Below are 21,136 nucleotides of genomic sequence, written 5' to 3' on the forward strand. Positions count from 1 at the left end.
CGCCCGGCCCCGTACACCCTCCCCGCACCCCGTCCGGGCGCACCCGGACCGGCGCCCGCCCCCGGCTCACTCCAGTCCGTACACCCGGCGCGCGTTCCCCGCCGCGATCAGCCCCGCGACGCGCTGTGCGTCCGCCAGCGACCACGCCCCCTCGGCGACCCAGTTGCCCAGCACCCGGGCCAGCGCCTCGCGGAAGAGCCGCGCGCCGACGACATGCAGTTCGGGCAGGCCCTGGGCACCGCTGGAGAAGAGGATCTTGCCGAAGGGGGCGAGTTCGAGGATCTCCGCCAGGACCGTCGCCGCACGGGCGCCCGTACGCACCAGAGCGGCGCCCGAGTCGGCGTACACATGCGGGAAGACACCGGCGAGATGGGCGGCGTGCCGGTGGTACGGGTAGCCGTGCAGCAGGATCAGGTCGGTACCGAGCCCGGCGGTGGCGCGGACGAAGTCCGTGAGCAGCACCGGGTCCGTACGGTCGATCCGCAGCCCCGGCTCGCCGAGCCCGGCGTGCAGCTGGAGCGGCAGCCCCGAGGCGACCGCGATCCACAGCAGGTGCCGTAGCAGCACCGGATCGGACAGTTCGCCGCCCACCCGGCGGCCCGCCAGCCAGCGGCCGGCCGCGCCCCGCACCTCCCCCGGCCCCGGTGGCTCGGGCGCCAGCGCCAGTCCGTGCCGTACCCCCGCCACCGAGGTGAAGGCGACCGCGTCGACCGCCGCCCCGTGTACCGACTCGGCGAGGTTGGCGAGGAACGACTCGACCGTGCCGGAGGTGTCGGCGACCTGTTCGGCGAGGAGTTCGAGCCGCACGATCTCGCGGGCCTCGGCGGCCGACGCCGCCGCCATCTCGCCGGGGCCGGTCAGATCGCCGGGCAGGCCCGTGTCGACGAGGTACGTCGTGATGCCACTGCCCCGCAGCAGCCTGCGGCCCGCCTCCATGACGCCGAGTTCACGACGCCGGGCGAGATAGCGGGCGGGCGGGCAGTGCGGTTCCAGACCGAGGAGCGGGGGGCACAGCCGCCGTACCGCGAAACCGGTCTGGGTGTCGAAGAGGGTCGTACCGGGGGCGGGCGGCCCCTCCGTACGGGCCAGCTGGGCCTCGAAGGTGCCGAGGCCCAGCTCTGTTCTCAGTACGCCGTGGCAGTACTGGTCCACGAGGGACGGCGTTTCGATCATCCGGGCTCCCGCGGCTGGACCGTGTCCTTGCTACGGGGCCTAACGGGTGAACGGGGCGTCAGGTGTTGCTGTCGCGCACCCGGTGTGAAAGCCGTGTGCGTCAGCCGTTCTTCGGGCCGCCCAGCTGAATGCCCGCCATGCGGGTCCACTCGTACGGTCCCGTGCGCACCTTCGCGGCGAACTCGCCGTCGAAGTCCTCGTGGACGGTGATGCCGGCCTTCTCGACCGCCTTCTGCGCGATCTCGACGGTCGGGGCCACCAGGTTGCCCCACTCGCCGTCCTCGCCGACGAGGGCGATCCGCGCGCCGAGGTCGCCCAGGTAGGCCACCTGGCCCTCGGCGCCGCCGTGTGCCTTGGAGAAGGCGCTGATCTGCTTGGCCAGCCGGGTCGCTCGGCGCTCGGCCTGGGCCGCCTGCTTGGTGTCTGCCATGACCAGGATGCTACCGACGGGTAGCCGGTACGGCGACTGCCGGGTCACGTGGTGTTGACCACGCGCCGGTCGCGCGGTTCCCCACGTCCCTCACGGGGGCTCAGCGCAGGAAGGGGTCGATCGCGACCGCGAGGAACAGGATCGACACGTACGTGATCGACCAGTGGAACAGGCGCATCTCCTTGAGCTTGCCGCCCGTCACCTCGGCCTTGGCCCGGTTCTGCAGTCCGTGCGCCTCCCACAGCCAGAACCCGCCGGCCAGCAGCGCCACCAGCGTGTAGAACCAGCCCGTGTAGCCGAGCGGGGTCAGCAGCAGCGAGACGGCGACCATGACCCAGCTGTAGATCACGATCTGCTTGGCGACCACCTTGTTGGAGGCGACCACCGGCAGCATGGGCACGCCCACGCGCGCGTAGTCCTCCTTCACCTTCATGGACAGCGGCCAGTAGTGCGGCGGCGTCCAGAAGAACATGACGAGGAAGAGGATGACCGGCGCCCACGACAGGGAGTTCGTGACGGACGACCAGCCGATCAGCACCGGGAGGCAGCCGGCGATGCCGCCCCACACGATGTTCTGCGACGTACGCCGCTTGAGGATCATCGTGTAGACGACGACGTAGAAGAGGAGCGCCCCGAGCGACAGCCAGGCGGACAGCCAGTTGACGGCCAGGCCGAACAGGAGCGTGGAGACGATCGCGAGGGTGATGCCGAAGGCGAGGCACTCGCGCGGCGACACCATGCCGGTGACCAGCGGTCTCTGCGAGGTGCGGTCCATGAGCGCGTCGATGTCGCGGTCGATGTACATGTTCAGCGCGTTGGCGCCGCCCGCGGAGAGGTAGCCGCCGAGGCAGGTGAGGAGCACCAGCGTCAGGTCGGGCACCCCCTGCTCGGCGAGGAACATCACCGGGACCGTGGTGATCAGCAGCAGTTCGATGATCCGGGGCTTGGTCAGCGCCACGAATGCCTTGACACGGGCCCCGAACGGCCGGTGACCCGAGCTCTTGCTCTCCCCCAGCACCCCGGCTGGACGGGATTCGACGGCCGTCACGCACACCCCTACAGAGACATCCCAGCAAGCCCCTCCCGTGTGAAGTCCCGGTAAAGGCTCGCGCGTACCACGCCACTGTAGACGTTGCCCATACCCCGATATTCGCGGGGGTGGGGTCGTGTTGGGCAGCACCCCCGTAAGAGGGGATCAGTACCCCCGGACGAGCCGATCGACACTCGGTTGAGCACTCGAACGAGCGCGTCCGTATTCAGTTGCCGAATGGCGAATCGGCCCAGTCAGGAGGCGGATCGTCGTGACTCCCGGCAGTCTGGAATGACGCGAAAAAACGCACGTACTTACGGGGGTAGGCTCGACAACGGCCGGGGCGCCCCGTGCACCGGCATTCGACATGCGTGACATGTGGAGAGGAGCCCTGACCCAGGGTGAGCACCAAGCCGACCACCACAGACCTCGAGTGGACCGAGTTGGACCAGCGGGCCGTCGACACCGCCCGCGTCCTGGCCGCCGACGCCGTACAGAAGGTCGGCAACGGCCATCCCGGTACGGCGATGAGCCTGGCTCCCGCCGCCTACACCCTCTTCCAGAAGGTGATGCGGCACGACCCCGCCGACCCCGAATGGGTGGGGCGCGACCGCTTCGTGCTGTCCGCGGGCCACTCGTCCCTGACCCTCTACACCCAGCTCTACCTGGCCGGCTTCGGCCTGGAGCTGGACGACCTGAAGTCGTTCAGGACGTGGGGCTCCAAGACCCCCGGTCACCCGGAGTACGGCCACACCAAGGGCGTCGAGACGACGACCGGCCCGCTCGGCCAGGGCGTCGCCAACGCGGTGGGCATGGCGATGGCGGCCCGCTACGAGCGCGGCCTGTTCGACCCGGAGGCCGCCGAGGGCGAGTCCCCGTTCGACCACTTCGTGTACGCCATCGCCGGTGACGGCTGTCTCCAGGAGGGCATCTCCGCCGAGGCGTCCTCGCTGGCCGGCCACCAGAAGCTCGGCAACCTCGTGCTGCTGTGGGACGACAACCACATCTCGATCGAGGGCGACACCGAGACGGCCGTCTCCGAGGACACCGCCAAGCGCTACGAGGCGTACGGCTGGCATGTGCAGCGTGTCGCCCCGAAGCCGGACGGCGACCTCGACCCGCACGCCCTCTACGACGCGATCCAGGCCGCGAAGCAGGTGACGGACAAGCCGTCCTTCATCGCGATGCGCTCGATCATCGCCTGGCCCGCCCCGAACGCGCAGAACACCGAGGCCGCCCACGGCTCGGCGCTCGGCGACGACGAGGTCGCGGCGACCAAGCGGGTGCTGGGCTTCGACCCGGAGCAGAGCTTCGAGGTCTCCGCCGAGGTCATCAACCACACCCGGGGCGCCCTGGACCGTGGCCGCCAGGCCAAGGCCGAGTGGGAGAAGCAGCTCCAGGAGTGGCGCAACAACAACGCCGAGCGCGCCGCCGAGTTCGACCGCATCGTCGCCGGTGAGCTGCCCAAGGGCTGGGAGGACAAGCTCCCGGTCTTCGAGCCCGGCAAGGGTGTCGCCACGCGTGCCGCCTCCGGCAAGGTGCTCCAGGCCCTCGGCGCGGTGATCCCCGAGCTGTGGGGCGGCTCCGCCGACCTGGCCGGCTCGAACAACACCACGATCGACAAGGACAGTTCCTTCCTGCCGGCGGACAACCCGCTGCCGGAGGCGAACCCGTACGGCCGCACGATCCACTTCGGCATCCGCGAGCACTCCATGGCCGCGGAGATGAACGGCATCGCGCTGCACGGCAACACCCGTATCTACGGCGGTACGTTCCTCGTCTTCTCCGACTACATGCGCAACGCGGTACGGCTGTCGGCGCTGATGCACCTGCCGGTGACGTACGTGTGGACGCACGACTCCATCGGTCTCGGCGAGGACGGCCCCACCCACCAGCCGGTCGAGCACCTGGCCTCGCTGCGCGCCATCCCGGGCCTGAACGTGGTCCGCCCGGCCGACGCCAACGAGACCGCGATCGCCTGGCGCGAGATCCTCAAGCGCTACACGAAGGTCTTCGGCAAGGGCGCCCCGCACGGTCTGGCGCTGACCCGTCAGGGCGTGCCGACGTACGAGTCCAACGAGGACGCGGTGAAGGGCGGCTACGTCCTCTTCGAGGCGTCGAACGACGCCCCCGAGGTCGTGCTCATCGCCACGGGTTCCGAGGTGCACGTCGCCGTCGAGGCGCGCGAGCGGCTCGAGGCCGACGGTGTGCCGACGCGAGTCGTGTCCATGCCGTGCGTGGAGTGGTTCGAGGAGCAGGACCAGGGGTACCGGGACAGCGTCCTGCCGCCGTCGGTGAAGGCGCGTGTCGCGGTGGAGGCCGGTATCGGTCTCACCTGGCACAAGTACGTCGGGGACGCGGGCCGCATCGTTTCCCTGGAGCACTTCGGTGCTTCGGCCGACGGCAAGGTCCTCTTCCAGGAGTTCGGCTTCACTGCGGAGAACGTGGCCGCGAAGGCGCGGGAATCCCTCGCCGCTGCCCAGCGCTGACGCTCATATACGACACGTAGGAGATGTAATTCCATGACAGACGCACTCAAGCGCCTCTCCGAAGAAGGCGTCGCGATCTGGCTGGACGACCTGTCGCGCAAGCGGATCACGTCCGGCAACCTCGCCGAACTGATCGACCAGCAGCACGTCGTGGGCGTCACGACCAACCCGTCGATCTTCCAGAAGGCGATCTCCCAGGGCGACGGCTACGACCAGCAGCTGTCCGACCTCGCCGCCCGCAAGGTCACCGTCGAAGAGGCCATCCGCATGATCACGACGGCGGACGTCCGTGACGCCGCCGACATCCTGCGCCCGGTCTTCGACGCCACCGGCGGTCAGGACGGCCGCGTGTCGATCGAGGTCGACCCGCGCCTGGCCCACAACACCAAGGCGACCGTCGCCGAGGCCAAGCAGCTGGCGTGGCTGGTCGACCGCCCCAACACCCTCATCAAGATCCCGGCCACCAAGGCGGGTCTGCCGGCCATCACCGAGGTGATCGGCAACGGCATCAGCGTCAACGTCACGCTGATCTTCTCGCTGGAGCGCTACCGCGAGGTCATGGACGCGTACCTCGCGGGTCTGGAGAAGGCCAAGGCCAAGGGCCTGGACCTCTCCCTGATCCACTCCGTGGCGTCCTTCTTCGTGTCCCGCGTGGACACCGAGATCGACAAGCGGATCGACGCGCTCGGCACCGACGCGGCCAAGGCCGCCCGCGGCAAGGCGGGCGTCGCCAACGCGCGTCTGGCCTACGAGGCGTACGAAGAGGTCTTCTCCTCTTCCCGCTGGCAGGAGCTCGACAAGGCGCAGGCCAACAAGCAGCGTCCGCTGTGGGCCTCGACCGGCGTGAAGGACCCGGCCTACAAGCCGACCCTCTACGTCGACGAGCTGGTGGCGCCGAACACGGTGAACACCATGCCGGAAGCCACTCTCCAGGCCACCGAGGCGAGCGGCGAGATCCGCGGCAACGCCATCGCGGGCACCTACGAGCAGTCCCGTGCCGAGATCGACGCGGTCGAGAAGCTCGGGATCTCCTACGACGAGGTCGTGCAGCTGCTGGAGGACGAGGGCGTCGAGAAGTTCGAGGCGTCCTGGAACGATCTGCTCAAGTCGACCGAGGCAGAGCTGGAGCGCCTCGCCCCCTCGGAGGGCTGAAACCTTGTCGAGCAGCAACCCGCTGCGTGACCCCGCCGACCGACGGCTCCCGCGTATCGCGGGGCCGTCGGGGCTCGTCATCTTCGGCGTCACGGGCGATTTGTCCCGGAAGAAGCTCATGCCCGCCGTGTACGACCTCGCGAACCGGGGTCTGCTGCCGCCGGGCTTCTCGCTGGTCGGTTTCGCCCGGCGCGAGTGGCAGAACGAGGACTTCGCACAGGAGGTCCACGACGCCGTCAAGGAGCACGCCCGTACGCCGTTCCGCGAGGAGGTCTGGCAGCAGCTCATCCAGGGGATGCGCTTCGTCCAGGGCACCTTCGACGACGACGACGCGTTCGAGCGGCTGCGCGGCACCATCGAGGAGCTCGACAAGGCACAGGGCACGGGCGGCAACTTCGCCTTCTACCTGTCGGTGCCGCCGCGCTCCTTCCCGGTGGTCATCCAGCAGCTGAAGAAGCACGGGCTCACCGACCAGTCCACCGGCTCCTGGCGCCGTGCGGTCATCGAGAAGCCCTTCGGTCACGACCTGAAGTCGGCCGAGGACCTCAACAAGGTCGTGCACGAGGTCTTCGCCCCGGACCAGGTCTTCCGGATCGACCACTACCTCGGCAAGGAGACCGTCCAGAACATCCTGGCGCTCCGCTTCGCCAACCAGATGTTCGAGCCGATCTGGAACCGGTCCTTCGTGGACCACGTGCAGATCACGATGGCCGAGGACATCGGCGTCGGCGGCCGGGCCGGCTACTACGACGGCATCGGCGCCGCCCGTGACGTCATCCAGAACCACCTCCTCCAGCTCATGGCCCTCACCGCCATGGAGGAGCCGTCCTCCTTCGACGCGGACGCGCTGGCCGCCGAGAAGACCAAGGTGCTCGGCGCGGTGAAGCTGCCGAAGGACCTGGGCCGGGACACCGTCCGCGGACAGTACGCGGAGGGCTGGCAGGGCGGTGAGCAGGCGGTCGGGTACCTCCAGGAGGAGGGCATCGACCCCAATTCCAAGACGGACACGTACGCCGCCATCAAGCTGGAGGTCGACAACCGCCGCTGGGCGGGCGTCCCCTTCTACCTGAGGACCGGCAAGCGCCTGGGCCGCCGGGTCACCGAGATCGCGGTGGTGTTCCAGCGGGCGCCGCACTCCCCCTTCGACTCGACGGCCACCGAGGAGCTGGGCTCCAACGCGATCGTCATCCGCGTCCAGCCCGACGAGGGCATCACGGTCCGCTTCGGTTCGAAGGTCCCCGGCACCTCCATGGAGATCCGGGACGTGTCGATGGACTTCGCCTACGGCGAGTCCTTCACGGAGTCCTCGCCCGAGGCGTACGAGCGGCTGATCCTCGACGTCCTGCTCGGCGACTCGAACCTCTTCCCGCGCACTGAGGAGGTCGAGCTGTCCTGGAAGATCCTCGACCCGATCGAGGAGTACTGGGACCGGCACGGCAAGCCGGCCCAGTACCCGTCCGGCACCTGGGGGCCGGTCGAGGCGGACGAAATGCTCGTACGAGAGGGACGGAGCTGGCGCCGGCCATGAAGATAGACCTCACGGACACCACGGCCAGCAAGATCAACAAGGCACTGGTCAAGGGCCGCCGGGCCATCGGCACACCGGCTGTCGGCATGGTGCTCACGCTGGTCATCGTCACGGACGAGGAGAACGCGTACGACGCTCTGAAGGCCGCCAACGACGCGTCGCGCGAGCACCCCTCGCGCACGCTCGTGGTCATCAAGCGCATCTCCCGCACTCCCCGCGACCGCACCCAGTCCCGCCTCGACGCCGAGGTGCGGGTGGGCGCGGACGCGGGCACCGGCGAGACGGTGGTCCTGCGGCTGTACGGCGATGTCGTGCACCACGCCCAGTCGGTCGTCCTGCCGCTGCTGCTGCCCGACGCCCCCGTGGTCGTCTGGTGGCCGGTGGAGGCGCCGATCGACCCGGCGAACGACCCGCTGGGCGCCCTCGCCCAGCGCCGGGTCACCGACACCTACGCCTCCGAGCAGCCGGTACGGGACCTCGGCGCCCGCGCCGACACCTACACGCCGGGCGACACCGATCTGTCCTGGACCCGCATCACGCCCTGGCGCTCGATGCTGGCCGCGGCCCTGGACCAGGTCACCGTGGACGTCAACGCCGTCGAGGTCGAGGGCGAGGAGTTCAACCCGAGCTGCGAGCTCCTGGCGATGTGGCTCGCGGACCGGCTGGACGTCCCGGTGAAGCGTTCGCTGTCGGGCGGCCCCGGTCTCACCGCGGTCCGCATGGACACCAGCCACGGTCCGATCACCCTGGACCGCGCGGACGGCTCGCTGGCGACGCTGTCCATCGAGGGCCAGCCGGACCGTGCGGTGGCACTCAAGCGGCGGGAGACGGCCGAGCTGATCGCCGAGGAACTGCGGCGGCTCGACCCGGACGACACATACGCTTCGGCGCTGCGGTTCGGGGTGGACCGGCTGAACCCTTCGGCGCAGGCCACGGCGGCTCCGGCGGCTTCGGCTCCGGTCGCTTCGGCCGAGGAACCGGTCGCGGTTCCGGTGGAGGAGGCGGCGAAGGCTCCCGCGAAGAAGGCGGTGGCCAAGCCCGGCCCGGTGAAGAAGGCGGCGGCCAAGTGAGCACTCCGCAGCTGGTCGTGCACCGCGACAAGGAGCTGATGGCGCAGGCCGCCGCGGCCCGTCTGATCACGAAGATCGTGGACGCGCAGGCCTCCCGGGGTTACGCGTCCGTGGTCCTCACCGGCGGCCGCAACGGCAACGGCCTGCTGGCCGCGCTGGCGGCGGCTCCCGCGCGGGACGCGATCGACTGGGGCCGGCTCGATCTGTGGTGGGGTGACGAGCGGTTCCTGCCCGAGGGCGACCCGGACCGCAATGTCACGCAGGCCCGCGAGGCCCTGCTGGACTCGGTGCCGCTCGACCCGAAGCGGGTGCACGCCATGCCCGCCTCGGACGGCCCGTACGGCGCCGACGTCGACGCCGCCGCGGCCGGTTACGCCGAGGAGCTCGCCCGTGCGGCGGGCCCGGAGAACCACGGCTCGGTGCCGACCTTCGACGTCCTGATGCTGGGCGTCGGCCCGGACACGCATGTCGCGTCGCTGTTCCCGGAGCTCCCGGCGGTCCGCGAGACCGAGCGCACGGTGGTCGGCGTCCACGGCGCGCCGAAGCCCCCGCCGACGCGTGTGACGCTGACGCTGCCCGCCATCCGCGCCGCCCGTGAGGTCTGGCTCCTCGCGGCCGGCGAGGACAAGGCCCAGGCGGCGGCGATCGCCCTCTCGGGCGCGGGCGAGATCCAGGCCCCGGCGGCCGGCGCACAGGGCCGCCGGCGCACCCTCTGGCTCCTGGACGCGGCAGCGGCCTCACAACTGCCGCGCGCGCTGTATCCGCCGGCGTCACCCTGAGCGCACTGCCGGACGGCCCCAGGTCGATGACCTGGGGCCGTCTCGCGTTCACGGCACGTTGCCGCGGCGGAACCGGGGCCCGTCAGTGCCCGTAGGGATTGCCCTGGTTGTAGGGGTTCCCGGCCGGCGGCCCGTAGGGGTTGCCGTGGGGATACGGCTGTCCTGCGCCCGGCCCGTACGGATTGCCCGGGTGGTACGGCTGTCCCGTGCCCGGCCCGTACGGATTGCCCTGCGGCGGCAGGTACGGCGGCGCCGGAGGGGCGGTCGGCGGCATCGGCGGGGCTGGTGGGGTGAGGTGCGGATGGGTGGCCGGGTGGGCCGCCAGCCGGATGCCGTAGCGCTGCTCCAGTCGCCGCATCTCCAGCAGCGCGATCCCCGTGACCGTCAGTGGTGCGCCCAGGATGAACAGGACGCCCATCCCGAGGCTGAGCCCGTGCAGGTCGCCCGTGAGCAGGTCGGGCAGGGCCATCAGCCAGGACGTGACCGCGGCGAGCAGCGGCGGCAGACAGCGGTGCACGCCCGCGGTGCCGAAGAAGTTCGCGCCCACGTGCCAGGCCCCGCGGGCCACGAACCCGATCAGCCAGAGCACGGCCGGGCCGAGGACCAGGATGAAGAATCCCGCGCCGCCCGCCGACTGCAGCAGCACGACCGTGAGCACGATCGTCCCCACGAAGAGCAGCAGTAGCTTCAGCGAGTTGAACAGCGAGGGCTTCAGCCCGCTCACCGAGCCGCGCCGCCGCCACACGAAGAGCATGATGCCGACCGTCAGCGGTGTGATGAGGAGCAGGACGACGGAGGCCGTCAGCATGTTCTCCAGCATCTCGTCGAAGGCGAACCCGCCCTCGACGAAGGTGTACACACCGATCGCCGCGACCGTCCCGGCGATGAGACGGATCTTCTTCAGCTGTTCCACCGCCGGGTCGACGGACTCCGGTATCCACGCCGGATGAAAGACGGCGCGTGCCGCGTACTTCGGTTTCCACAGCGGCCCCGCCGTCAGCGCGCCGCCCGTCCAGCTTCCTTGTGAACCAGCCACTGTGCACTCCCCCGAGCCATGGCTTCCATGATCGCCGGGGATTCTACGGGAAGCGGACGGCACCTCGCCGCCCGCTTTCCGCGATCTGCGGTCACGAACGGCCGCGCAGCTCCCGGTACTTGGCCACCAGCGCCTTGGTCGACTCGTCGAGACCCGGAACGTCCGCGCCCTCGGTCAGCGCGGGCTCCACGCGCCTGGCGAGGACCTTGCCGAGCTCCACTCCCCACTGGTCGAAGGAGTCGATGTTCCAGACGGCTCCCTGGACGAACACCTTGTGCTCGTACAGCGCCACGAGCTGCCCGAGCACCGACGGCGTCAGCTCGCGGGCGAGGATCGTCGTGGTCGGGTGGTTGCCCTGGAACGTCTTGTGCGCGACCAGCTCCTCGGGCACGCCCTCGGCCCGTACCTCGTCCGGTGTCTTGCCGAACGCGAGGGCCTGCGTCTGCGCGAAGAAGTTCGCCATCAACAGGTCGTGCTGTGCCTTGAGCTGGTCGCCCAGCTCGGCGACGGGCTCGGCGAAGCCGATGAAGTCCGCCGGGATCAGCTTCGTGCCCTGGTGGATCAACTGGTAGTACGCGTGCTGCCCGTTCGTCCCCGGAGTCCCCCACACCACGGGCCCCGTCTGCCAGTCCACGGGAACACCGTCCCGGCCCACGTACTTGCCGTTGGACTCCATGTCCAGCTGCTGGAGGTACGCCGTGAACCTGGACAGGTAGTGGCTGTAGGGCAGCACCGCATGCGACTGGGCGTCATGGAAGTTGCCGTACCAGATGCCCAACAGGCCAAGGAGCAGCGGCACGTTGGACTCGGCGGGCGCGGTCCTGAAGTGCTCGTCGACGAGCCGGAACCCGTCGAGCATCTCCCGGAAGCGGTCCGGGCCGATGGCGATCATCAGGGACAGCCCGATCGCCGAGTCGTACGAGTACCGTCCGCCGACCCAGTCCCAGAACTCGAACATGTTGGCCGTGTCGATACCGAAGTCGCCGACCTTCTCGGCGTTCGTCGACAGCGCGACGAAGTGCTTGGCGACGGCGGCCTCGTCGCCGAGCGCGTCCAGCAGCCACTGGCGTGCCGAGGTCGCGTTGGTGATCGTCTCGATGGTGGTGAAGGTCTTGGAGGCGATGATGAACAGCGTCTCGGCCGGGTCCAGGTCGCGGGTCGCCTCGTGCAGGTCGGCGCCGTCCACGTTGGACACGAAGCGGACCGTGAGGTCGCGGTCGGTGAAGCTGCGCAGCACCTCGTACGCCATCGCCGGGCCGAGGTCGGAGCCGCCGATGCCGACGTTGACGACGTTCTTGATGCGCCTGCCGGTGTGCCCCTTCCACTCCCCGGAGCGGACGCGCTCGGCGAAGCCGGCCATCTTGTCGAGGACCGCGTGCACGCCCGGGACGACGTTCTCCCCGTCGACCTCGACCACCGCGTCCGGGGCCGCCCGCAGCGCGGTGTGCAGGACGGCCCGGTCCTCGGTGGTGTTGATCTTCTCGCCGCGGAACATGGCGTCCCGGAGGCCGAAGACACCGGTGGCGGCGGCCAGCTCGCGCAGCAGCCGCAGCGTCTCCTCGGTGACGAGGTGCTTGGAGTAGTCGACGTGCAGGTCCCCGACCTGGAGCGTGTACCCGGCGCCGCGGCCCGGGTCGGCGGCGAACAGCTCGCGCAGCCGCACCTCGCCGAGCTCCTCGCGGTGCTTGGCCAGAGCGGTCCACTCGGGTGTCTGGTTGAGCCTCGTACGGCCGTCTGCGTTCATGTCCGACTTCCGCCTTCTTTCGTGCCTGTCCCAGCTGGTCCAACCTAATTGATCAGCGCGTGACATGAGCTGTCGCGGCGCCGTCCTGCGGTGCAACAACAGGTACGTCCGGCTTGAGCGCAGGTGTCAACGAGGCGACGGAGAGAACGAAGAAGCCGGCCGCGAGCAACGCCGGGGTGCCCTGCCCCCAGACGGTGGCGACGACGCCGCCGAGGAGCGCGCCCAGGGGTGCCCCCGCGACCGCCAGGGTGCGGAAGGCCGAGCTGACCCGGCCCAGCATGTCGGCGGGGCTGCGCTGTTGCATGAGGGTCGTGGTGTTGACGTTCCACACCATGCCCATCAGTCCGAAGACGGCCATCGCCGCCACCATCGCGGTCAGGCTCCGCACCGTCCCCATCACGACGAGCGCGCCGATCTGCACGGTCCCGGCGAGCAGTACCGCCCGCACCCGTCCGGTGCGGGAGACCAGCCGGCGGTTGAGCGCTCCCCCGGCCAGGGAGCCGACGGTGTAGGCGGTCGTCGCCGCCGCGAACCCGGCCTGTCCCGCGCCGATCCAGTCGGTCACCAGAAGCACCATGGTGGCGATGAGGGCGCCCACGCCGACATTGCACAAGGCCGTGGCCGCGCACAGCCCACGCAGGGCCCGGTCCCCGGCCAGGGCGCGCAGCCCCTCCGCGATCTCCCGGCGCAGGGTGCTGCCCGCCGGTCTCGGCTTCCGCGCGGGCGCACCGGTCCGCAGGGAGGCCACCAGCGCCGCCGCCACCAGGAAGGTCGCCGCGTCGGCCACGAAGGGCACGGAGGCGCCGACCACCAGCAGCAGGGGTACGACGGGGGCGCCGAGCAGACCGCCGGCGATCTTCTGCCCGGTCATCAGCCGGGCGTTCGCACTGCCGAGGGCCTCGCCGTCCACCAGAGCGGGCAGCAGGGCGGTGGACGCGTTGTCGAAGAGTGTCTGCAGGGTGGTCAGGGCGAAGGCCAGCGCGATCAGCAGACCGACGGAGGCCTGCCCGAGCGCCACAGCCACCGCGAAACAGGCGACCAGCAGCCCTCGCAGCGCATCCACCGTCCACATCGCGCGCCGCTGGTCCACCCGGTCGGCGACCGCTCCGCCGAGCAGCCCGAAGACGATCCAGGGCAGATAGCCGCAGGCGGTGACCGCCGCTATGGCCAGGGGCTCGTCGGTCAGGGTGGTGGCCAGCAGGGGCAGCGCCGCCGTACGCAGCGCGTCACCGAAACTGGAGAGCACGGCGGCACTCCACAGCCGCCCGAACCCTCCACGCCACGCGGGCACCCGCACACCCGCAGCCTCGACCGTCACCACAGCTTCCCCCTCACGATTCACACGCCTTGCGGCATGCACAAACCGTAGAGGTCACCACTGACATCGCGGTGAGCCTGTGGATAACGTGAGAACAGCTCCGGCCAGGCACCTCTCGGTGCCCGGCCGGCTGTCAATTCCTAGATCTCGCCCCGCAGTTTGGCGAGCGCCTCGGCGAGGATCGCCTCGCCGTCCGCATCGCTGCGCCGCTCCCGTACGTACGCGAGATGCGTCTTGTACGGTTCGGTGCGCGGCGGGTCCGGCGGGTTGTCCCGGTCCTGTCCGGCGGGGAAGCCGCAGCGCGGGCAGTCCCAGGTTTCGGGGACCTGCGCGTCGCTGGCGAAGCTGGGCTGCGTCTCGTGCCCGTTGGAGCACCAGAAGGAGATGCGCAGCCGGGGCGCGGACTCGCCACGCTCGGCCTCGCCCATCGGCCCCGCCCCGACCCGGCTTCCTCGGATCGCGTTGCCACTTGCCACGGTCGTAACTCCCTGCGTGATGGTGCCGCGAAGCGAGTCGGCGTTTTCGCTTCGTTGCGAGCGCCTCAGTCTACGTAAGGCCCAACGCGCGTCCAGTGATTGGAGTTACAGCCCCTACACCTAGACGCAAGCCCCATGATAGGCCGCGCTCAGGTGCGCGTACCGAACATGGGGCCTTACGTACGGAATGTGCGTGCCGGTCAGTTGTTCACCTTCATCAGAAGGCCGAGCACGATGATGCACGCGAACCACAGCAGACCGACCACGATGGTGATCCGGTCGAGGTTGCGCTCGGCGACCGAGGAGCCGCCGACGGAGGACTGCATACCGCCACCGAACATGTCGGAGAGGCCGCCGCCCTTGCCCTTGTGCATGAGCACCAGCAGCATCATCAGGCCGCTGAAGACGATCAGGGCGATCGAGAACCCCATAACCACGGCTGGACCAACTTCCTCGGATCTGGATGGACGACAGGGGCACAGCCTCAGGGCTGTGCCCCCGCAAGGGTACGACGGATCCCGCTTACCGCATACTCACTGGTCGCGGAAGCGCACGATCTTGACGAACTCGTCGGCATCGAGCGACGCACCGCCCACGAGCGCACCGTCGATGTCGGCCTGCGCCATGATCTCGGCGACATTGCCGGACTTCACGGAGCCGCCGTACTGGATGCGGACCCGGTCGGCCAGCTCCTGGGTGTAGAGCTCGGCGATCTTGCCGCGGATGGCGGCGCAGACCTCCTGGGCGTCCTCGGCACCGCAGACCTTGCCGGTGCCGATGGCCCACACGGGTTCGTAGGCGATCACGACGGACTCGGCCTGCTCGGCCGGGAGGTCCTTCAGACCGCCCTCGACCTGGGCGAGGGTGTGGGAGACGTGGTTGCCCGCCTCGCGGACGTCCAGTTCCTCGCCGACGCACAGGATCGGGGTCAGACCGTGCTTGTAGGCGGCCTTGACCTTGGCGTTGACGATCTCGTCGGTCTCGGCGTGGTACTGGCGGCGCTCGGAGTGGCCGATCGCCACGTACGTGCACTTCAGCTTGGCGAGCATGGCACCGGAGATCTCGCCGGTGTAGGCACCGGAGTCGTGCGCGGAGATGTCCTGGGCGCCGTACTTGATCTTGAGCTTGTCGCCGTCGACCAGGGTCTGCACGGAGCGCAGATCGGTGAAGGGCGGCAGGACGGCGACCTCGACGGCCTCGTAGTCCTTGTCGGCCAGGGCGAAAGCGAGCTTCTGGACGTGCGCGATGGCCTCGAGGTGGTTGAGGTTCATCTTCCAGTTACCCGCCATGATCGGCGTGCGAGTGGTCATGCGGGGTCAGTCCTCCAGTGCGGCGAGGCCGGGGAGCGTCTTGCCCTCGAGGTATTCGAGGGAGGCGCCGCCGCCGGTCGAGATGTGGCCGAACGCGTTCTCGTCGAAGCCCAGGATGCGGACGGCCGCGGCGGAGTCGCCACCGCCGACGACCGTGAAGGCCTGGGAGTCGAGGAGTGCCTGGGCGACCGCCTTGGTGCCCTCGGCGAATTCGGGGTGCTCGAAGACGCCCATCGGCCCGTTCCAGAAGACGGTGGCGGCGTCGGTGATCTTCGAGGCGTACAGCTTGTCGGACTCCGGACCGATGTCCAGGCCCATCCGGTCGGCCGGGATGGCGTCCGCGGCGACGGTGGTGGCACCCGCCGGAGCCTTGGCCTTCAGGTCCGGGAACCCGGGAGCGACCACGGCGTCGACGGGCAGCACCAGCTCGACGCCGGTCTTCTCCGCGCGCTCGATGTACTCGAGGACGGCCGGGATCTGGTCCTCCTGGAGAAGCGACGCGCCGACCTCGTACCCCTTGGCCTTGAGGAAGGTGTACGCCATGCCGCCGCCGATGAGGATGCGGTCGGCCTTGCCGAGCAGCTGGTCGATGACGGCGAGCTTGTCGGAGACCTTGGCACCGCCGAGGGCGACCACGTAGGGGCGCTGCACCTCGTCGGTGAGCTTCTTCAGGACGCCGACCTCGGTGGCGATGAGGTAGCCGGCGTAGTGCGGCAGGCGGGCCGGAAGGTCGAAGACCGAGGCGTGCTTGCGGTGCACCGCGCCGAAGCCGTCGCCCACGTACACGTCGGCGAGGGCGGCGAGCTGATCGGCGAAGGCGCCGCGCTCGGCGTCGTCCTTGGACGTTTCGCCGGCGTTGAAGCGCAGGTTCTCCACGACCGCGACCCGGCCGTCGGCGAGGCCGGCGACGGTGGCCGTGGCGGACTCGCCGACGGTGTCGGTCGCGAAGGCCACGTCGGCGCCGAGGAGTTCACCGAGGCGCGCGGCGGCGGGAGCGAGGGAGAAGGCGGGGTCCGGGGCGCCCTTGGGGCGGCCCAGGTGGGAGGCGACGACCACGCGGGCGCCCGCCTCGGCCAGCGCCTTGACGGTGGGCAGCACGGCGCGGATACGGCCGTCGTCGGTGATCGTGGTGCCGTCCAGCGGCACGTTCAGGTCGGCGCGGACGAAGACCCGCTTGCCTGCGACGCCTTCGGCGAGAAGTTCGTCGATCGTCTTCATTGAGAGGGCTCCCGAGAGGACTGGTGGTGCTCGTGATCCTAAGAGGGCTGGTCTGTACGTGAGTCAGGGCCCGAGCGGCGCGTCGTTGCGCCGCCCGAGCCCTGCTCTCACATCAACGTGCCTGCTCTGTCGGTCAGAGCTGGTTGCCGACGAAGACCGTGAGGTCGACGAGTCGGTTGGAGTAGCCCCACTCGTTGTCGTACCAGCCGAGGATCTTCACCGACTTGCCCTCCTGGACCATGGTCAGGGAGGAGTCGAAGGTGCAGGAGGCGGGGTCGCTCACGATGTCCGAGGACACGATCGGGTCCTCGGTGTAGACGAGGATGCCCTTGAGGTCGCCGTCGTCGGCGGCCTTCTTGAACGCGGCGTTGACCTCGTCCTTGGTGACCTCGCGCTGGAGCTCCACGACCAGGTCGGTGGCCGAGCCGGTCGGGACCGGGACGCGCATCGCGATGCCGTCGAGCTTGCCCTTGAGCTGCGGGAGGACCAGGGCGGTGGCCTTGGCGGCACCCGTCGTGGTCGGGATGATGTTCTCGGCGGCGGCGCGGGCGCGGCGCAGGTCCGAGTGCGGGAAGTCCAGGATGCGCTGGTCGTTGGTGTACGCGTGGACCGTCGTCATCAGGCCCTTGACGATGCCGAAGTTCTCGTCCAGAACCTTGGCCATCGGCGCCACACAGTTGGTGGTGCAGGAGGCGTTGGAGATGACGTGGTGGTTGGCCGCGTCGTACTTGTCCTGGTTGACGCCCATCACGATGGTGATGTCCTCGTCCTTGGCCGGAGCCGAGATGAGGACCTTCTTGGCGCCACCGGCGATGTGCTTCTCGGCGTCGGCCTTCTTCGTGAAGATGCCGGTCGACTCGATGACGATGTCGACGCCCAGCTGACCCCAGGGGATGTCGGCGGGGTTGCGCTCGGAAAGCACCTTGATGGTGTGGCCGTCCACCGTGATGGTGTCGGCGGTGTGCGAGACCTCGGCCTTGAGGCGACCCAGGATGGTGTCGTACTTCAGCAGGTGAGCGGTGGTCGCAGTGTCACCCAGGTCGTTGACAGCCACGATCTCGATGTCAGCACCCTGCTCCAGCAGTGCGCGGAAGTAGTTGCGACCAATACGACCGAAGCCGTTGATGCCTACGCGGATCGTCACGAACCGATCTCCTCGTTGGTACGCCGGCTATGCGATGCCGGCGAGCTCTGTTTGGGATGTCCCCGACCGCCTACGACCCTACCTCCCGGAAGCTCCCGCAGTGACATCGAGATGCCGCATACACGGGCAGGCGGTCCGTACCCGCCAGTAGGGGTACGGACCGCCCGGGCCGGAAGGCCCTGTCGCTCGAAATGGTTACGGAGCGTCAGTCACCGTTGACCGGTGTGTTCACCTTCCGAGAGCCGCGAGCGCCTTGCCGAGCAGGGTCGTGCGGTCGGCCGCCGCGGTGACGTGTTCCAGGCCGAAGCCCAGCAGCACGGTGTCGTCCGTGGTGACCGCGCCGTACGTCTTGAACAGCTCTCCGGAGAGCCCCCAGTCCTTGACGACCGCCGGGCTGCCCGCGGGCGGTCCGGGGACGCTCCAGGCACCGAGCGACGTCTCGAAGCCCTCGGTCTCGACGGCGTTGCCGCCGATCACCACGGACGCGTTGTCGGCGAGGACGCCGCGGCCGCCGGATCCGGGGTCGGTGATGTAGCTGAGGGCGACCTCGACCTTCTTGCCGGCGTACGCGGAGAGGTCGAAGGAGACCTCCTGCCAGCCGGCCGACGCCCCGGTGAAGCTGTTCCACTGGCCGCTGGTGCCGGAGGCCGTGCAGCCGCCGTCGCCGAGGGTCAGATACCGCTTGAGTGCGGGATGGGCCGCGATGAAGTACCCGGCCTCGCACTCCGCGGGCACGGCGGTGCTGGTCTTGCCGTTCTTCTCCGGGAGCGTGGTCCAGTCGTCGGCCCCGGCGGTGTGGGCCTCGAGCACGGCGTGGTCGTAGTCCTCCTCGGTGCTCCACAGCAGCCGGGTGCTGAGCGTGGGTGCCTGGGCGGCGGTCACCGAGGTGAGGTCGATGGTGCGGGTGAGGCGGTTCCAGGCGTAGTCGCTGTGGGTGACGGCCGCCATGGAGGCGCCTTCGTAGGGACCGTACGGGTTGACCGTGCCGGGGTAGGTGCCGCCGCCCGCGCTCGCGAACTGCGGGAACGTGGCGACCGGCAGGGTGTCCGAGGTGACGCTGAACGACCCGGCCGTGTCGAGCGGGTTGCCCGGGGCCGCGCCGAGCGCTCCGCCGGCTCCGGCGAGTCTGCCGACGCCCTGGAAGGCGGTGGTTCCCGGCAGGGACGTACGGGTGTAGGCGCCCAGGTAGTACTGGCTGAAGTCGTTCGACAGGGTGCCGCCGCCGAGGTCGACGTTGCCGCCGGCCCGCTCGCCCGCCTCGATCAGCTTGCCGCCCTCGTTGAGGAAGGCCCGCAGCTGGAGCTGGGTGGCGTTGCCCGGGACGCTCGCGCCGGTGTAGTGGACGACCGTCTTGAAGTGGTCCAGCACGCCGAGCGCGTCGGGCGCGCCCTGGGTGGCGACGTCCCAGACGATCGCCTTGCGGCCGTTGGCCTTCAGGGCGTCGACGTAGGTCTGCGCCTGCGTGGCGGCCGCGCCCTCCTCGGCGACCACGAGCGCGTCCGCGCGCGGCCGCGCGGCCACGGTGTACGTGAAGTGCTCGCTGGAGGTGCGCTTTCCGCCGCGCGTCTCGCCGGTGAACCACACCTCGACCTTGTCGCCCGGGTCGCCGTCGGCGACCTTGGCGCGGTACTCGTCGAAGTAGAGGTTGTCCTCACCGCCGAACGTCTCGCCGCCCTTCCATGCCTTGAGCGCCATGTCCTCGACACGGCCGCCGTTGACGCGGTACTTGAGCTCCTTGTCGCGCACGGACCTGCGTGCGACGACGGACACTTCCTGGTCCGCCCCGCGCGAGTACGACGTGGCGAACTGCTTCGGGGTGAAGTCGGCGGCCTTCAGACCGAGCGAGGACTTCGGCTGGTCGGGCTGGGCGGCGGACTCGGCGACGGAGAGCGCGAACGGGATGTTCTTCTCGAACTCCTGCTGGATCAGCTTCTCGTCGTCCGGGAAGTTGAAGACCGACTGGCAGTCGGCCGCGTTCCACTGGTCGTCGGGGTAGAGGTCCGACGCGGTCTGGCAGGTTGACATCTCGGGGGTGAACATCGCCAGGCCGTTGACGTTCGACGCGTGGCCGTCCGCCTCGCCGTTGGTGGTGTACAGCTCCGAGGAGACCTGGGGCCGGTAGCCGGGGATCGCGGAGTTGTCCGGGGTGCCGGCGAGCGATTTGTAGAGGACGTCGTCGGGCGTGTCGGTGGCCACCTGCCAGCCGACGCCGTAGAGGAGGAGCTGGGCGGCGGAGTGGTAGTTGATGCCGTACGTGAAGCCGATCCGCTTCTGGAAGGCGTCGATGGCCTTCGTCTCGGGCTCGGAGCCCGCGCTCGTGCCGCGGTAGGTCTCGCTGGTGGGGGTGGGTGACGAACCCTCGTTGTCGTAGCCCCACTTGTAGGAGAAGTTGCGGTTGAGGTCGACGCCGTCGCCGATGGCGATGGTGCCGTCGGCGTTGTTGTCCCGCAGGTTCTTGCGCCACAGGCGGGAGTTGTCGCCCTGGAAGGTGTAGTCGTAGCCGTCGGGGTTGGCCGAGATGACGAACCACAGCTCGGTCGAGTCGACGATCTTCTTGATGCGCTTGTCGGACTTGTAGTTGTCGACGTAGTGGTGGAGCAGCCGTCTGGTCATCTCCGGCGTGATCCACTCGCGCGCGTGCTGGTTGGACATGTACAGCACGGAGGGCTTGGCGCCGTCCTTGGTCTTCTTCGCGTTCTTGGTGAGCTTGAGCGCGAGGATGTCCTGGCCGTTGACCGTCTTACCGATGGAGACGACCTTGGTGAGGCCGGGGTTCTCCTGGCCGGTGCGGAGGATCTCCTCCTTGATGTTCCCGGCCCCGCTGTACGGGCGGTACACACCGTCGGCGGCCGCCTCGACCCGCTTCTCCGCCTTGGCGGAGAGGGTGTGCTCGGTGAGGTCGACGCCCTGTGTCTCGAGTTTGTCCGCCTGTTGGTCGGTCAGATAGACCTCGACGGTCGCGGTGCCCTTGGCGGGTACCTGTTCGCTCAGTTCGTGGCCGTCCTGCCCGGCCGCCAGCAGCAGGGGTACCTGCTGGTTGGTGACCTCGGCCCGGAAGACCTTGATCTCGTCGGGATCGGGAGAGCCCGCGCTCTCCGCCGCCTGGGCGATGGGTGCGATGCCCGCACCGCCCAGAAGGAGTGCGCCGACAGCGAGGATCGGTCTCGCTCTTCGTCTCATGTGCCCCCCTTGCGTGTGTCCGCCACAGCAGCGAACAGATGCCAGGCTCATGACAGTTC

The 21,136-nt window shown here is 69.5% G+C and carries 17 protein-coding genes; 5 read left to right on the forward strand and 12 right to left on the reverse strand.

Annotated elements, in window-relative coordinates:
• Positions 1-66: 66 nt before the first annotated feature.
• The 3 genes from ACIOHP_RS16280 to ACIOHP_RS16290 all read right to left on the reverse strand — a co-directional run bounded on the left by ACIOHP_RS16280 (position 67) and on the right by ACIOHP_RS16290 (position 2,657).
• Positions 67-1,173: an amidohydrolase family protein gene (locus ACIOHP_RS16280; protein WP_361544760.1), complete on the reverse strand. Its 1,107-nt coding sequence runs from the start codon at positions 1,171-1,173 to the stop codon at positions 67-69.
• A 100-nt stretch (positions 1,174-1,273) separates the two neighbouring features.
• The gene (locus tag ACIOHP_RS16285) at positions 1,274-1,603 is read right to left on the reverse strand and encodes a hypothetical protein (protein WP_361544763.1); all 330 of its coding nucleotides are present in this window, start codon (positions 1,601-1,603) and stop codon (positions 1,274-1,276) included.
• A gap of 100 nt (positions 1,604-1,703) precedes the next feature.
• Complete coding sequence (locus ACIOHP_RS16290; protein ID WP_327716410.1) at positions 1,704-2,657, reverse strand: heme o synthase; 954 nt, start codon at positions 2,655-2,657, stop codon at positions 1,704-1,706.
• Between the two features lie 377 nt (positions 2,658-3,034).
• On the opposite strand from ACIOHP_RS16290, the gene tkt reads away from it, so the two are divergent.
• The 5 genes from tkt to pgl are packed head-to-tail and all read left to right on the forward strand — an operon-like array spanning position 3,035 to position 9,651.
• Positions 3,035-5,122 carry a transketolase gene (tkt, locus tag ACIOHP_RS16295; protein WP_361544766.1) on the forward strand — a complete coding sequence of 696 codons (2,088 nt, stop codon included), beginning with the start codon at positions 3,035-3,037 and terminating at the stop codon, positions 5,120-5,122.
• Between the two features lie 33 nt (positions 5,123-5,155).
• Complete coding sequence (gene tal, locus ACIOHP_RS16300; RefSeq protein ID WP_361544769.1) at positions 5,156-6,274, forward strand: transaldolase; 1,119 nt, start codon at positions 5,156-5,158, stop codon at positions 6,272-6,274.
• Between the two features lie 4 nt (positions 6,275-6,278).
• Positions 6,279-7,802 (forward strand): glucose-6-phosphate dehydrogenase, encoded by a 1,524-nt coding sequence (gene zwf, locus ACIOHP_RS16305; protein WP_401887924.1) that lies wholly within the window; start codon positions 6,279-6,281, stop codon positions 7,800-7,802.
• Positions 7,799-8,872 (forward strand): glucose-6-phosphate dehydrogenase assembly protein OpcA, encoded by a 1,074-nt coding sequence (opcA, locus tag ACIOHP_RS16310; protein ID WP_401887927.1) that lies wholly within the window; start codon positions 7,799-7,801, stop codon positions 8,870-8,872. The genes zwf and opcA overlap by 4 nt, the downstream gene beginning before the upstream one ends.
• On the forward strand, positions 8,869-9,651 hold the full coding sequence (gene pgl / locus ACIOHP_RS16315) for a 6-phosphogluconolactonase (RefSeq protein ID WP_401887930.1): 783 nt from the start codon (positions 8,869-8,871) through the stop codon (positions 9,649-9,651). Before opcA ends, pgl begins: the two co-directional genes overlap by 4 nt.
• 82 nt (positions 9,652-9,733) lie before the next feature.
• Here pgl and ACIOHP_RS16320 read toward each other — a convergent pair whose 3' ends face one another.
• The 9 genes from ACIOHP_RS16320 to ACIOHP_RS16360 form a co-directional block, all read right to left on the reverse strand.
• A complete protein-coding gene (locus tag ACIOHP_RS16320; RefSeq protein ID WP_401887931.1) occupies positions 9,734-10,687 on the reverse strand; it encodes a proline-rich domain-containing protein in 954 nt (317 codons plus the stop codon).
• Between the two features lie 91 nt (positions 10,688-10,778).
• Positions 10,779-12,431 carry a glucose-6-phosphate isomerase gene (gene pgi / locus ACIOHP_RS16325; protein ID WP_361544784.1) on the reverse strand — a complete coding sequence of 551 codons (1,653 nt, stop codon included), beginning with the start codon at positions 12,429-12,431 and terminating at the stop codon, positions 10,779-10,781.
• Positions 12,432-12,483: 52 nt separating this feature from the next.
• On the reverse strand, positions 12,484-13,752 hold the full coding sequence (locus tag ACIOHP_RS16330) for an MFS transporter (protein ID WP_401887934.1): 1,269 nt from the start codon (positions 13,750-13,752) through the stop codon (positions 12,484-12,486).
• Between the two features lie 137 nt (positions 13,753-13,889).
• Entirely contained in the window at positions 13,890-14,225 is a 336-nt protein-coding gene (locus ACIOHP_RS16335) for an RNA polymerase-binding protein RbpA (RefSeq protein WP_003976875.1), read from the reverse strand.
• 200 nt (positions 14,226-14,425) lie between these two features.
• Positions 14,426-14,656, reverse strand: a complete 231-nt coding sequence (gene secG / locus ACIOHP_RS16340; protein ID WP_046261782.1) for a preprotein translocase subunit SecG — start codon at positions 14,654-14,656, stop codon at positions 14,426-14,428.
• Between the two features lie 102 nt (positions 14,657-14,758).
• Positions 14,759-15,535 (reverse strand): triose-phosphate isomerase, encoded by a 777-nt coding sequence (gene tpiA, locus ACIOHP_RS16345; RefSeq protein ID WP_361544789.1) that lies wholly within the window; start codon positions 15,533-15,535, stop codon positions 14,759-14,761.
• Between the two features lie 6 nt (positions 15,536-15,541).
• Positions 15,542-16,753, reverse strand: a complete 1,212-nt coding sequence (locus ACIOHP_RS16350) for a phosphoglycerate kinase (protein ID WP_401887937.1) — start codon at positions 16,751-16,753, stop codon at positions 15,542-15,544.
• Positions 16,754-16,886: 133 nt separating this feature from the next.
• Positions 16,887-17,897: a type I glyceraldehyde-3-phosphate dehydrogenase gene (gene gap, locus ACIOHP_RS16355; RefSeq protein ID WP_361488049.1), complete on the reverse strand. Its 1,011-nt coding sequence runs from the start codon at positions 17,895-17,897 to the stop codon at positions 16,887-16,889.
• Positions 17,898-18,125: 228 nt separating this feature from the next.
• Positions 18,126-21,077 carry a M14 family zinc carboxypeptidase gene (locus ACIOHP_RS16360; protein ID WP_401887940.1) on the reverse strand — a complete coding sequence of 984 codons (2,952 nt, stop codon included), beginning with the start codon at positions 21,075-21,077 and terminating at the stop codon, positions 18,126-18,128.
• Positions 21,078-21,136: the final 59 nt, after the last annotated feature.

The organism is Streptomyces sp. NPDC087859, from assembly GCF_044742595.1.
GTDB lineage: Bacteria > Actinomycetota > Actinomycetes > Streptomycetales > Streptomycetaceae > Streptomyces > Streptomyces canus_F.